Genomic DNA, 13,662 nt, shown 5'->3' with positions numbered 1-13,662 from the left:
GCGAACTGCATGCCACAATCACTTCTTCGCATGCTTTTTCCCGGTTTTGGCAGCCCCCTGCAATTCCGGAACCGGGGGTTGCTCGTTTTTTGGGAATTTCTGTCTTTTTCCCCGGCTTTCCGTCCCGTGCGGGTCTTCCGGATCGGGGCGGCGCATGCCCGCTTTTGCCATATGCATTCCTCCTGCGGCCCATATGATTCTGGTTGCCTTTCATAGTGTGGCCTGCCCGGCCGGGTTCATACCACCGGCCCGCTTACAAAATACCCGATGCCTTTTCACATAAAAACCCGCCTTATGAATAAACCATAAGGCGGGTTTTGCACCTATAATACCCGGTGTATTCAGATTTGTGCCACGCCGGCGTCGCGGGCGGCCTGCACGATCGCGTTTGCAACGGCCTCTCCGACCCGCCGGTCAAACGCGCTGGGCAGGATATACTCTTCCGACAGCTCGCTGTCGCTCACCAGCCCGGCGATGGCATGGGACGCGGCGGCTTTCATCGGCTCATTGATCTCTTTCGCCCTACAGTCCAGCGCCCCGCGGAAGATGCCTGGGAATGCGAGCACGTTGTTGATCTGGTTTGGAAAATCCGACCGTCCGGTGCCGACCACCTTCGCGCCCGCCGCTTTGGCAAGGTCGGGCATGATCTCAGGCGTGGGATTGGCCATGGCGAACACGACCGGTTCCGCCGCCATGGAGCGCACCATGTCTTCCGTCACGATACCCGGCGCGGAAACGCCGATAAACAGGTCGGCTCCCTGCATGGCGTCGGCCAGCAGGCCCCGCTTATGCGCCCGGTTGGTCAGCCGCGCCATGTCCGCCTGCGCGGGGTTGAGTTCCTCCATGCCCTCGCAGAGGATGCCGCAGCGATCCACCATCGTCAGGTCCGCCGCCCCCAGATTGAGCAAATGCCGGGCGATGGCGATGCCCGCCGAACCGGCACCGTTAACCACGATCCGCACGCTTTCGATCTCTTTGCGCACCACTTTCAGCGCATTGAGCACAGCCGCCGCCACCACAATCGCCGTGCCGTGCTGGTCGTCGTGGAAGACCGGAATATCGCAAAGCTCTTTCAGCCGCCGTTCGATTTCGAAGCAGCGCGGGGCGGAAATATCTTCGAGGTTGATGCCCCCGAAACTGCCGGAAATCAGGTAGACCGTGCGCACAATTTCTTCTACATCCTTGCTGCGCACGCAGATGGGGAACGCGTCCACATCCGCGAATTCCTTGAACAGCGCCGCCTTGCCCTCCATGACCGGCATGCCCGCCTCGGGCCCGATATCCCCCAGCCCCAGCACGGCCGTTCCGTCCGTCACCACGGCGACCAGGTTGCTGCGCCGGGTAAGCTCAAAAGATTTATCAATATTTTTGTGGATCTCCATGCACGGCTCGGCCACTCCCGGCGTATACGCCAGAGACAGCTCCTCCCGGGAATGCACGGATACGCGGGAAGTCACCTCGATCTTCCCTTTCCACTCGTAATGCTTTTTCAGCGATTCCTGTCGAATGTCCATCGTTTCCGCCTTTCTTTTTACAGCTTCCGGTATGCCGCCGCACCGGTCTCATAGAGGTTGTTCCCCTGCGCATCAATGACCACGATGGCCGGGAAATCCACCACCATCATTTTTTGCAGGGCCTCTGTTCCCAGGTCCTCATATGCGATGGGTTCAACCGCGCGGATGCTTTTGGCAATCAGCGCCGCCGCGCCGCCCGTGGCTGCGAAATACACGCAGTGGTTCTTCCGCATGGAGTCGATCACCACCTGCGAGCGCAGCCCCTTGCCAATCATCCCTTTGAGACCGATGTCCAACAGGGCGGGCGTGTAGGCGTCCATGCGGTAGCTGCTGGTTGGGCCGGCGGAGCCACAGGCATGTCCCGGGCTGGCAGGCGCAGGGCCTACATAATACACGATCTGGCCTTTGAGGTCCACGGGCAGTTTTCTGTTCTCCTGCAAAAGCTGAAACAGGCGTTTATGCGCGGCGTCGCGCGCGGTGAACACCGTGCCGGAGATCAGTACGCTGTCCCCTGCTTTCAGCCCGTCCACCGCTTCGTCCGTCAGGGGTGTTTGGATTTTTTTTACTGTGTCCATGTTCATTATATACCCTCTCCGTCACAGCTCCGCTCGGGCGTGGCGGGCGGCATGGCAGCACACGTTGACGACCACCGGCAGAGAGGCGATATGCGCGGGCAGCCAGTCGATGTGGACAGCCAGCGCCGTGGTGCTGCCGCCCAGCCCCGCGGGGCCAAAGCCCATGCGGTTGATTTCATCAAGCAGTTCCCGCTCCATTTTGGCGTAGCGGGGGTCGGCGTTGTGTCGCCCCGGTTCCCGGAGCGTGGCCTTTTTGGCTGTTTTGGCCGCCAGTTCGATGGTGCCGCCGATACCCACCCCGATGATGACGGGCGGGCAGGGGTTCGGCCCCGCTTTGCGGGCGGTTTCGAGGATGAAACTGCGCACGCCCTGTTCGCCGTCGGACGGCGAGAGCATCTTCAGCGCGCTCATGTTCTCGCTTCCAAAGCCCTTGGGCGACACCTCGATTTCCAAAGTATCCCCCGGCACGATGTCCACATGGACCACGGCGGGCGTGTTGTCGCCGGTGTTTTTCCGGTCGAAGACCGGGTCGGTCACGATGGATTTGCGCAGATAGCCGTCGGCGTATGCCTCGCGCACACCCTGTTCGATGGCCTCGTTGAACCCGCCGCCCACGACATGGACCTCCTGGCCCAGCCGGATGAACACGACGGACATCCCCGTATCCTGGCAAATGGCCACCCGCTCCGCCGCCGCAATCTCGTCGTTTTCAACGATCTGCCGCAAAACCGCCCGGCCCGTGGGGGATTCTTCCGTTTTCAATCCCGTTTTCAGAGCGGCGAGAATCTCCGGGCTGATGTTGTAATTGGCCCGCAGAAAGAGGTCTTTTACCGTTGCACGGATGGTTTCTGCGCTGATTTCCCGCATAGGCTGCTCACCTTCCCGTCCGGCCGCGCAGCCGCGCGGCGCAATATCGTTCCGCTGCGCCGGAAAAAAGTGGCAACCGCGCCCTTTCCCGGCACACACATATCCACGCTATGATAGCACATGGACAGGGATATTTCAAACGGCTCCCCGCATTGTAAAATTATTGTACGCGGCGGCTAAAACCTTGACTTTTGCGGGACAAGCCCATATAATGAGAGCTGTAATTTTTTGAATATCTGTTTTTTCAAAAGATTATGAGCAAAAATTTTTTGACCACTTTCCAAAAGAAAGGCAGGGCTATGGCAGCCGGGTCAATTGCCGTCCGGCAACTTTCGTTGCCTTATTGATTGAGCAAAACGCTCAGATTTTATAAGTTGGTTACTTATAACCGGTGCGATCGCGCGCTCAACTTGTGAAACGGTCAATAAGAGTAGTAAAAGTAAGTTTTTGCTGTATAGACTCTGAAAGTCCTGCATTTTGAAAGTCGGAAAGCGGCTCCCTGCCGGGACACGCTTTCCGCCGGACAAAATCGCTGTTGAATCGAAACGCAAGTGATACGCGGTCTGCCGCTATGCGCTTGCGTTTTTTGTTTTGCCATCCCCCCGCAACATGCCCGGAGGGTGCGGCAAACCCGCGCGCGGATTAATCTCCGGCATCCAGCCAAAAATAAGAAAAACGGAGGGGGAAGTGCATGCAGCAGCTTTCTCAGGAACGCATGCCCATATATGAGGCATTGGAGCGTTTCAAACAGATGCGTGTGGTCCCGTTCGACGTACCGGGCCACAAGCACGGCAAGGGCAACCCGGAATTGACCCGTTTTCTGGGGGAACAATGCGTGTCGGTGGACGTCAATTCCATGAAGCCGCTCGACAATCTCATCCACCCCGTGTCCGTCATCAAGGATGCGGAGGAGCTGGCGGCCGAGGCGTTCGGCGCGGCACACGCATTCTTCATGGTGGGCGGCACCACTTCAGCCGTGCAGGGCATGGTGCTTTCCGTCAGCAAAAAAGGCGACAAGATCATCCTGCCGCGCAACGTGCACCGCAGCGTCATCAACGCACTGGTGCTCTGCGGCGCGGAGCCGGTCTATGTCAACCCGGAAGTAGACACAAGGCTCGGCATCTCGCTGGGCATGTCCCTGGCACAAGTGGAACAGGCCATCCGCGAGAACCCGGACGCGGTGGCCATCCTCGTCAACAACCCCACCTATTACGGCATCTGCTCCGACCTGTGCGGCATTGTGAAGCTGGCGCACGCGCACGGCATCAAGGTGCTGGCGGACGAAGCGCACGGTACGCATTTCTATTTCGGGAAAGATCTGCCCGTGTCCGCCATGGCGGCCGGAGCGGACATGGCTGCGGTGAGCATGCACAAATCAGGCGGCAGCCTCACGCAAAGCTCCATCCTGCTCACCGGTCCCGCCATGAACGCGGGCTATGTCCGGCAGATCATCAACCTCACCCAGACCACCAGCGGCTCCTATCTGCTGCTCTCCAGTCTGGATATTTCGCGCCGCAACCTTGCGTTGCGCGGCGAGGCGGTCTTTGCACAGGTTGCCGCACTCGCACAGTACGCCAGAAATGAAATCAACGCCATCGGCGATTACGACGCTTTCTCAAAAGAGCTCATCAACGGGGACAGCGTGTTCGATTTCGACGTGACCAAGCTCTCCGTGCACACGCTGGATATCGGGCTGGCTGGCGTGGAGGTCTACGACCTGCTGCGGGACGAATACGACATCCAGATCGAGTTCGGCGACATCGGCAACATCCTTGCCTATGTCTCGCTGGGCGACAGCAGGCAGAATGTGGAGCGGCTGGTGAGCGCGCTCTCCGAGGTCCGGCGGCTCTATCGGCAGGACAAAGCCGGCATGCTCACGCAGGAATATATCAGCCCGCAGGTGGTCACCACGCCGCAGCACGCGTTCTACGCAGAAAAAGAATCTCTGCCGCTCGAGAAAACGGAAGGCCGCGTGTGCAGCGAGTTCGTCATGTGCTACCCGCCGGGCATCCCGGTGCTGGCGCCAGGCGAACGCATCACCCGGGATATTTTGGACTACATCGCCTACGCCAAGGAAAAAGGCTGTTCCATGACGGGGCCGGAAGACCTCGAGATCAAGCATCTGAACGTGCTGAAAGGAGTTTAAACTTGGAACTTTGGTTTACGGAGCTCCATACGGACAACGTGCGGTTTTCCATCAAGGTGGACCGGCAGCTCTATTCCGCGCAGAGCCAATTCCAGCGCATTGATATTTTTGAATCGATCGAGTTCGGCCGCATCCTCGTGCTGGACGGTTATATCATGCTTACCGAAAAGGACGAATTCATCTACCACGAAATGATTGCGCATGTGCCCATGGCGGTGCACCCGAACCCCCGGCGCATCCTCGTCATCGGGGGAGGCGACGGCGGCGCGGTGCGCGAGCTCACCAAGTACCGCTCGGTGGAACGCATCGACCTTATTGAGATCGACGAGGTGGTGGTGGACGCGTGTCGGGAATTCCTGCCGCAAACGGCCTGTCGGCTGAACGACCCGCGCGTACACATCCGCTATGAAGACGGCTTGAAATACACCCGCTCGCACGAAAACGAATACGACGTCATCCTCGTCGATTCCACCGACCCGTTCGGGCCGGGCGAGGACCTGTTCACCAAGGAGTTCTACGGCAACTGCTTCAAGGCCCTGCGGGAAGACGGCATCATGGTCAACCAGCACGAAAGCCCGTTCTACGCCAAAGATGCCGCCGCCATGCAGCGCGCGCACCAGCGCATCCGGGCCCGGTTCCCCATCAGTCGCGTCTACCAGGCGCATATCCCCACCTATCCGTCCGGGCATTGGCTCTTTGGATTTGCGTCTAAAAAATATCACCCCACGCACGATTTCCGCCCCGACGCGTGGAATGCCCTGCGCATCCCGGCGCATTACTATAATACGAACCTGCACAGCGCGGCGTTTGCCCTGCCGACCTATGTGCAGGAGATTCTGCAAAAGGTCGAAGAAGCATAAAACAGACAACAAAGGAGAACGAACATCATGGGAAAAGCACTCATCATCGGCTGCGGGGGCGTGGCTCAGGTAGCCATTCACAAATGCTGCCAGAACAGCGCCGTGTTTGAAGAAATCTGCATCGCCAGCCGCACCAAATCGAAATGCGACGCGGTTAAAGCCAAGCTCGACGGCGGCAAAACAAAAATCACCACCGCGCAAGTGGACGCCGACAAGGTGGACGAGCTCGTCGCCCTCATTCAACGGGAAAAACCGGACGTGGTGCTCAACCTCGCCCTGCCCTATCAGGACCTCACCATTATGGACGCCTGTCTCGCCACCAGAACGAATTATGTGGATACCGCCAACTACGAGCCGGAAGACACCGCCAAGTTCGAATACAAATGGCAGTGGGCCTACCGCGAGCGCTTTGAGCAGGCCGGCATCACCGCGCTGCTCGGCAGCGGCTTCGACCCGGGCGTGACCAGCGTGTTCTCCGCCTATGCCCTCAAGCACCAGTTCGACGAAATCCACTACATCGACATTCTCGACTGCAACGCGGGCGACCACGGCTATCCGTTCGCCACCAACTTCAACCCCGAGATCAACATCCGCGAGGTGTCGGCCAACGGCAGCTATTGGGAAGACGGGCACTGGGTGGAAACCAAACCAATGGAGATCAAGCGCGTCTATGATTTCCCCGAGATCGGTGAAAAGGACATGTATCTGCTGCACCACGAGGAGATCGAATCCCTTGCGCTGAACATGCCCGGCATCAAGCGCATCCGCTTCTTTATGACCTTCGGGCAGAGCTACCTCACTCACCTGCGCTGCCTGGAGAACGTGGGGATGACCTCCATCGAGCCCATTGAATACCAGGGCATGCAGATCGTGCCGCTCCAGTTCCTCAAGGCGGTGCTGCCCGATCCGGCTTCTCTCGGCCCGCGCACCAAGGGAAAGACCAACATCGGCTGCATCTTCCGCGGTGTGAATGATGGAAAGGAAAAGACCTACTACCTCTACAACATTTGCGACCATCAGGCCTGCTACAAAGAGACCGGGATGCAGGCCGTGGCCTACACCACCGGCGTTCCCGCCATGATCGGGGCATCCATGCTGCTTTCGGGCACATGGAACACGCCCGGTGTGCACAACATCGAGGAGTTCGATCCCGATCCGTTCATGGCCGCGCTGAACAAATGGGGCCTGCCGTGGAAAGAGAGCTTTCACCCCGATCTGGTGGACTGAGATGCGGACGGAACAGCTCTCCACCCCCTGCTATGTGGTGGACGAATCCCTGCTCGTGCGCAACCTGGATATCCTGCGCGGCGTGATGGACCGCACCGGCTGCCGCATCCTGCTGGCGCAAAAAGCGTTCTCCATGTATGCGCTCTATCCGCTCATTGGGCAATACCTCAGCGGCACGGCGGCCAGCGGCCTGTATGAAGCCCGGCTCGGCCGGGAGGAGATGGACAAGGAGAACCATGTCTTCTCCCCCGGCTACCGCAACGAAGACTTCGACGAGATTGTGTCGCTCTGCGATCACATCATCTTCAACTCGTTTTCGCAGTTGGAAAAATTCAAAAACCGGGCGCTGCGCGCCGGCAAGAGCGTGGGCCTGCGCATCAACCCCGCATACTCCACGCAGGAAGGGCATGAGCTCTACGACCCTTGTGCGCCCGGCTCGCGTCTGGGCGTCACGCGCGAAAACTTTCGCCCCGACCGGCTGGACGGTGTAGAGGGCCTGCATTTCCACACGCTCTGCGAACAGGACGCCGCCCCGCTCGTCCGCACGGTGGAAGCGGTGGAAGAACAGTTCGGGCCGTGGCTGCCCCGGATGAAATGGCTCAATTTCGGCGGCGGGCACCACATCACCCGCGAAGGGTACGACCTCGCCGCGCTGGAAGCCTGCATCCACCGGGTGCAGGAGACCTACGGCGTGCAGGTCTATCTGGAGCCGGGCGAAGCGGTGGCGCTGAACGCCGGCTTCCTCGTCACCACAGTGCTGGACACGTTTCGCAACGGCATCGACATCGCCATTCTGGATACCTCCGCCGCCTGCCACATGCCCGACGTACTCGAAATGCCCTACCGCCCGCCGCTTTTGGGGGCAGGTATACCGGATGAGAAACCGTACACCTACCGGTTAGGCGGCCCCACCTGCCTGGCGGGCGACGTCATCGGCGACTATTCGTTCGACCGGCCGCTTGCGCCCGGCGACCGGCTCACGTTCGGCGACATGGCCATTTATTCGATGGTAAAAAACAACACGTTCAACGGCATGCCCCTGCCGTCCATCGCCCTGCGCAATGCAGACGGCGACTGCAAGCTTCTGCACCGCTTCGGCTACAATGATTTCAAATGCAGGCTGTCCTGAATCGGACACAAAAACGCGCCCACATCTGTGGACGCGTTTTTCTGTATTCCTGCAGTTGAAAACACCCGCGCGGGCGAATACAATAAAGAATAGCGGCGGGCACCACAGCCGCCGTTCCAATCGGGCACAGGCACGAAAGGAGTGCTGCAATATGCTGCACCAGAACAAAAACAACGAAAAGCTCCAGAAGATTCATCCGGCGAACACCCTGTCTCTTTATGACGACGTTGACATTCCCAAATACACACTCCGAAAACAGCCCATCGAGCCCGACGTCGCCTGCCGACTGATTAAAAACGAGCTGCTGGACGAAGGCAACGCCCGCCTGAACCTGGCGACGTTCTGCTCCACGTTCATGGAAGACGAAGCCATCCGGCTGATGGCGGACACTCTCGAGAAAAACGCCATCGACAAATCGGAATACCCCAGCACCATCGAGTTGGAAAACCGCTGTGTGAATATCATTGCCGACCTGTGGCACGCGCCCGAGAACCAGTTCATCGGCACATCCACGGTGGGCTCGTCCGAAGCCTGCATGCTGGCGGGCCTTGCCATGAAGTTCCGCTGGCGCAACCGGGCGCAGCGCTTGGGGCTGGACATCTGCGAAAAAAAGCCGAACCTCGTCATTTCCTCGGGGTATCAGGTTTGTTGGGAAAAATTCTGCGTCTATTGGGATGTGGAACTGCGCGCCGTCCCGATGGACCCGGAGCATCTGAGTCTGGATGTCAATGCGGCCATCCGGGCGGTCGATGCGTACACCATCGGCATAGTGGGTATTCTGGGGCAGACCTATACCGGAAAATTCGACGATATCCGGCTGCTGGACAAGGCGGTCGGGCAATACAACAGCCAAACGGAGGAAACGGTCTACATTCATGTGGACGCGGCTTCCGGCGGGCTGTTCGCACCGTTTTCCCAACCGGAGCTGGAATGGGATTTCCGGCTGGAAAATGTGGTTTCCATCAACACCTCCGGGCATAAATACGGACTGGTCTATCCGGGCATCGGCTGGGTGGTGTGGCGGGACAAAACCTGCCTGCCCAAAGAGCTGATCTTCGAGGTTAATTACCTCGGCGGCACCATGCCCACCATGGCGATCAACTTCTCACGTTCCGCCAGCCACATCATCGGTCAGTATTACAATTTTCTGCGGCTGGGCTACGACGGATATTGCAGGGTCCACCGGCACACGCGGAAGATCGCGGATTACCTCGCGGAAAATCTGGATGCCACCGGTCTGTTCGCCCTTATCAACCGCGGCGACAGCATCCCCGTCGTTTGCTTCACGATGAAAGAGCAGGCGGCAGACTGGACGCTATACGATCTGTCCGACCAGTTGGAGCGAAACGGGTGGCAGGTTCCGGTCTATCCGCTGCCAAATCATGCACAGAATATCATCGTCTGCCGCCTGGTCTGCCGCAGCGATATGTCTTTGAATCTGGCGCAGAGGCTGATGGAAGATATCCATCTTGCCATCGAAACGCTGGGACGCGCGCATCCCCGGGCCGATCGGGCAAAGCGGGGGGACATCAAAGGGTTCACGCACTGAGCATTCCGCAGAACGCACGGAAGCCCGTCCATTGTAAAATGGACGGGCTTCCTGTTACCGCTATGGAACAAGCGGGTACCGTTTATTTTTTGCCGACGGCTCCCGAGCGTTTTTTGGCCACCATCAGGACGACCAGCGCGCCCAGGCCGGACAGTGCAAAGACTGCGGCGGCAGTGGGATCGCCGCTGGTACCAGTATAGGGATTGGAGGCGCTTGAAGCGCTGACGGCGGAAGAACCGCTGACGGTGGAAGAACCGCTGCTTCCGGACGTCGCAGAGGTGTTGGCATTCCCGCTGCTGGTCGAGGAACCGGAATCGTCCCCGTTACCGCTCGAAGTGGTGTTGTCCGCGCCAAGGTTCTGTCTGGCTGCGGGCGCGTTGATGGTGAAGTCGATCTGCGCGTCGGTGGGGTTGATGTCCTTCGCGCTGGTCTGCAGCGGCTCCACGGTGGCCGGGCTGTCCGCCGTCGGGTTGGTAGCGTTCTGCACCGTCACGGTGTGCACCTGAATCTGCGAGTTGGTCACGGTGATGAGGCTGTAGCAGGGAGCGTTTGGCGTGGCCACCGTGTCCATATAATCCTGCAGTGTGGGCGCATTGTCCTGCTTGCTGCCGCTGCCGCCGGTTTCGAGCGAGATAGTGCCCGTGCCGTCTGTAGCCGGGATGGGATTGCCATTATTGGACTTCATCGATTTGGTGCGGATATAAGCATGGTCGTGGCCCTGCAGCACCAGGGAAACGGAGTATTTATCGAGCAGATCGCCAAACGCGGTGAACGTATCGCTGATGCCGCTGCCGCCGTACATGCCGCGGTGGAGGGCGACGATGATGAACGGCTGTTTGGTCTTGGCCATGTCCGCATCGGCCCATGCGTGCTGCGCGGCAAACCCGTCGCCTTTGTCTTCACTGTCCAGCACCACAAAGTGCGCGGCGCCGTAATCGAACGAATAGGTGGTACCGGGGGTCACATTCGCATCGGTGCAGGCGTTCGGCACGGTGAAATGTTCCCGAAACGCGGTGGCCGGATAAGCGGTGCTCTGGTCGTGGTTGCCGATAACCGGCAGATACGGGCAGTCGCCAAGTGCATCCTGCGCGGCGCCAAAGAACCAGCGCCACTGGTCTTCGCTGTTGGCCTGGTCGACGATGTCGCCTGTTTCAAACAGGAAGTCGGGCTTGTATTGTTTGAGCACAGTGCTGATGGCGTTGCCCCATGTGGAATAGCTGAGCTTTGCGCCCGTGGTATCCGTCTGCACATCCGCCTGCGTGTCGGAAATGTGGAGGAAGCTGAACGAATTGACCGTCTGGTCCTCGGTGGTGAAAGAGTACACGTTGCTTGTCACACCGCCGTTTTCGGCCGTATAATAGTAGGTCGTGCCGGCGGTCAGACCCGTTGCCGTCACACGGAAGGTATTGGCCGTGCCGCTGTCGCTGGATGTGGCGGCAGCCGCGTATGTTTTAGCGTTGCTCATATCACCGCTTTTGGAAATACGCACCAGACCGCTGGTGACGGAAGCCGGCATTTCCCAGGTGAAGGTGTGGGTCGTGCGCGGATCGGAACCGAAGCTGTTGGTCAGGCAGTTGATGGCTGTGGAACTGAGGGTGGTCGTTTCCACCGGGTTTGGCTCCTCGGATGCGGACCACGCGCCGTCCGCGCCGCAGCGGGGCCTGGCCCAGTTAAGGAAGTTCTGGTCGGACGTATTATAGCCGATGATTTGTGTGTCATATGCCTGGTTACCGGAAGCGTCGTCCACCGTCGCGTTGTTGTCGGTATCAGCAAAATCCATGCGGCGAATGGCTTTCTGCTTGGACTGCGAGTTGGTCACGTCCCCTTCATAGGCGGAAATGATCTCGTTGGTTGGGCTGGTGGTGGTGCCGTCATTGCCGTTGACGCCGATCATATCGACATATCCGGCCGCTGCCGGTGCATGTGCGGTGTTGTCAAACGGGTCGGAGTTTGCGGTAAGCTGTGTGGTATTGCTCATCAGCGCCACCGCAAGCCCTTTTGTATTGATCGGCATGTTCCAGTCCTGGTCGGCCGCCATGCCGGTGAGGTCAAGCCCAAAACCAGGGGCAACCGCCGTCGAACCCGTGGCGGCGCCGCGGATAAGATAGGAACTGTGCGCCTTGATCGTGCCTGTCAGCGGCAGCACCGCCCACTGGCCGTTCTGCACGGCCGTCGGCTGGTTGGTGGGATAATACGGGCTGGTGGCATACTGCACCGACCAGCCGTTCAGGTTCACATCCGCGGAAGTGGGGTTGTAAAGCTCAATGAAACTGTTCGAGCACGCCTGCCCTTTGTCTTTATAGGTAATGCTGAAGGTGCCGTCCGGGTTGTTGGTGATTTTGTCTTTGCTGGAGTTGTAGCCGCCATAGACCTGGTTGATGATGACGTGCGGCACCGCCACATCATAGGTCCCCGTGCTGGAATACGGGGTGCCGGCCGTCGCGCCGGCAGCGTGCACCTGAAAGGATACGCCGCCAAACACGGATGCCGCAATGGCGACCGCTAACCCGGCGGAAAGCAGTTTTCGGGCTTTTTTCATTCCAATTCCTCCATACTGTTTTGTCAAATCCCACATCAGGCAGATTGTGTGTTTGTTAATAAATATACTGTTTGTATACATTTCGAAATATCTGCCCGATCAAAAAAGTATCTCATTCTATTTATTATAAAAGCCCTACGGACAACGCACCATCAAGAGCTAGTAAACACCATGTAAAATGCGTGTAAATTGTGCGGGTGCCCGACGGGCGGTACGTTTGCATGAGCAGCCGGAAAATGCCGACAACCAGGCTGCCGCATATATTTTTTGAAGAAGATTGGGGCCGACGCAACGAAATTTCAATAGGAACGTGTTATAATAGCAAGGGGGACAACCGTATCACCCAAATATGGAAGGAGAATCGTCATGGATCAAAAGCAGTTCGACCGCATCCATACCGGGAAAGGGTTCATTGCCGCCCTGGACCAAAGCGGCGGCAGCACACCGAAAGCTCTCCTGCAATACGGCATTGATACGAACAAATACCACAGTGATGAGGAGATGTTCTATCTGGTGCATCTCATGCGGACGCGCATCATCAAGAGCCCCGCGTTCAATTCCGACTCTATTTTGGGTGCCATCCTGTTTGAAAATACCCTTTACCGCACTATCGACGACGAACCCACTGCGGATTACCTGTGGAATCAAAAGGGCGTTGTCCCGTTTCTGAAAGTCGATCAGGGCCTTGCCGGGCCGGAAAACGGCGTGCAGCTCATGAAGCCCATTACGGGGTTGGACAACCTGCTGGAGCAAGCCACTCAAAAGCACGTTTTCGGCACCAAGATGCGTTCTGTCATACTGGAAGCCAACCCGCAGGGCATCAAAGCCATCGTGGCGCAGCAATTCGAGGTCGGCAAACAGATTTTCGCCGCCGGTCTGATACCCATCCTGGAACCGGAAGTGAACATCCAGAGTGCCGACAAGGAAGCCTCCGAAGCCCTGTTAAAACAGGAAATCCTCGACCACCTCGCCGTGCTTGATCCACAGGTCAAGGTCATGCTCAAGCTTTCCATCCCCACCCGGGACGATTTTTACAAAGACCTGATGGAAAATGAGCATGTTGTGCGGGTGGTCGCGCTTTCAGGCGGATATTCCCAGAAAGAAGCCAATGAACGGCTGGCGCGCAACCACGGGCTGATTGCCAGCTTCTCCCGTGCACTGTCCCAGGGACTGACCGCCTGGCAGACCGACGCGGAATTCAACCGTGCGCTCGCCGACTCCATTCAGGCCATCTATAACGCGTCCATTACCTGAAT

Annotated in this window: 11 protein-coding genes; 6 read left to right on the top strand and 5 right to left on the bottom strand. The window is 58.5% G+C overall.

The genetic code is table 11. The annotated features are described in order from the left end of the window. Nucleotides 1-18: 18 nt before the first annotated feature. The 4 genes from ETHHA_RS15785 to ETHHA_RS03745 all read right to left on the bottom strand — a co-directional run bounded on the left by ETHHA_RS15785 (nucleotide 19) and on the right by ETHHA_RS03745 (nucleotide 2,956). Nucleotides 19-171, bottom strand: a complete 153-nt coding sequence (locus ETHHA_RS15785) for a hypothetical protein (RefSeq protein ID WP_013484679.1) — start codon at nucleotides 169-171, stop codon at nucleotides 19-21. Between the two features lie 170 nt (nucleotides 172-341). Beyond that, nucleotides 342-1,514 carry an NAD(P)-dependent malic enzyme gene (locus ETHHA_RS03755; protein ID WP_013484678.1) on the bottom strand — a complete coding sequence of 391 codons (1,173 nt, stop codon included), beginning with the start codon at nucleotides 1,512-1,514 and terminating at the stop codon, nucleotides 342-344. Nucleotides 1,515-1,531: 17 nt separating this feature from the next. Then, complete coding sequence (locus ETHHA_RS03750; RefSeq protein ID WP_013484677.1) at nucleotides 1,532-2,095, bottom strand: Fe-S-containing hydro-lyase; 564 nt, start codon at nucleotides 2,093-2,095, stop codon at nucleotides 1,532-1,534. 15 nt (nucleotides 2,096-2,110) lie between these two features. Further along, nucleotides 2,111-2,956 (bottom strand): fumarate hydratase, encoded by an 846-nt coding sequence (locus ETHHA_RS03745; RefSeq protein WP_013484676.1) that lies wholly within the window; start codon nucleotides 2,954-2,956, stop codon nucleotides 2,111-2,113. Between the two features lie 691 nt (nucleotides 2,957-3,647). Between ETHHA_RS03745 and ETHHA_RS03740 the strand changes: the two genes are divergently transcribed. From ETHHA_RS03740 to gad, 5 genes are all read left to right on the top strand, one after another. Beyond that, nucleotides 3,648-5,102 (top strand): aminotransferase class I/II-fold pyridoxal phosphate-dependent enzyme, encoded by a 1,455-nt coding sequence (locus ETHHA_RS03740; RefSeq protein WP_013484675.1) that lies wholly within the window; start codon nucleotides 3,648-3,650, stop codon nucleotides 5,100-5,102. Between the two features lie 2 nt (nucleotides 5,103-5,104). Next, complete coding sequence (speE, locus tag ETHHA_RS03735) at nucleotides 5,105-5,962, top strand: polyamine aminopropyltransferase (protein WP_013484674.1); 858 nt, start codon at nucleotides 5,105-5,107, stop codon at nucleotides 5,960-5,962. A 27-nt stretch (nucleotides 5,963-5,989) separates the two neighbouring features. Then, nucleotides 5,990-7,189, top strand: coding sequence for a saccharopine dehydrogenase family protein (locus tag ETHHA_RS03730; RefSeq protein ID WP_013484673.1), 1,200 nt, complete (start codon nucleotides 5,990-5,992; stop codon nucleotides 7,187-7,189). A 1-nt stretch (nucleotide 7,190) separates the two neighbouring features. Continuing rightward, nucleotides 7,191-8,318: a carboxynorspermidine decarboxylase gene (nspC, locus tag ETHHA_RS03725; RefSeq protein WP_013484672.1), complete on the top strand. Its 1,128-nt coding sequence runs from the start codon at nucleotides 7,191-7,193 to the stop codon at nucleotides 8,316-8,318. Nucleotides 8,319-8,469: 151 nt separating this feature from the next. After that, nucleotides 8,470-9,867 carry a glutamate decarboxylase gene (gene gad, locus ETHHA_RS03720; RefSeq protein WP_013484671.1) on the top strand — a complete coding sequence of 466 codons (1,398 nt, stop codon included), beginning with the start codon at nucleotides 8,470-8,472 and terminating at the stop codon, nucleotides 9,865-9,867. 82 nt (nucleotides 9,868-9,949) lie between these two features. Here gad and ETHHA_RS03715 read toward each other — a convergent pair whose 3' ends face one another. Further along, nucleotides 9,950-12,406 carry a metallophosphoesterase gene (locus tag ETHHA_RS03715; RefSeq protein ID WP_013484670.1) on the bottom strand — a complete coding sequence of 819 codons (2,457 nt, stop codon included), beginning with the start codon at nucleotides 12,404-12,406 and terminating at the stop codon, nucleotides 9,950-9,952. Between the two features lie 366 nt (nucleotides 12,407-12,772). On the opposite strand from ETHHA_RS03715, the gene ETHHA_RS03710 reads away from it, so the two are divergent. Further along, entirely contained in the window at nucleotides 12,773-13,660 is an 888-nt protein-coding gene (locus ETHHA_RS03710) for a fructose bisphosphate aldolase (RefSeq protein ID WP_013484669.1), read from the top strand. Nucleotides 13,661-13,662: the final 2 nt, after the last annotated feature.

The sequence above is a fragment of the Ethanoligenens harbinense YUAN-3 genome (assembly GCF_000178115.2).
Classification (GTDB): domain Bacteria; phylum Bacillota; class Clostridia; order Oscillospirales; family Ethanoligenentaceae; genus Ethanoligenens; species Ethanoligenens harbinense.
This window is presented reverse-complemented; position numbering and strand designations above follow the sequence as displayed.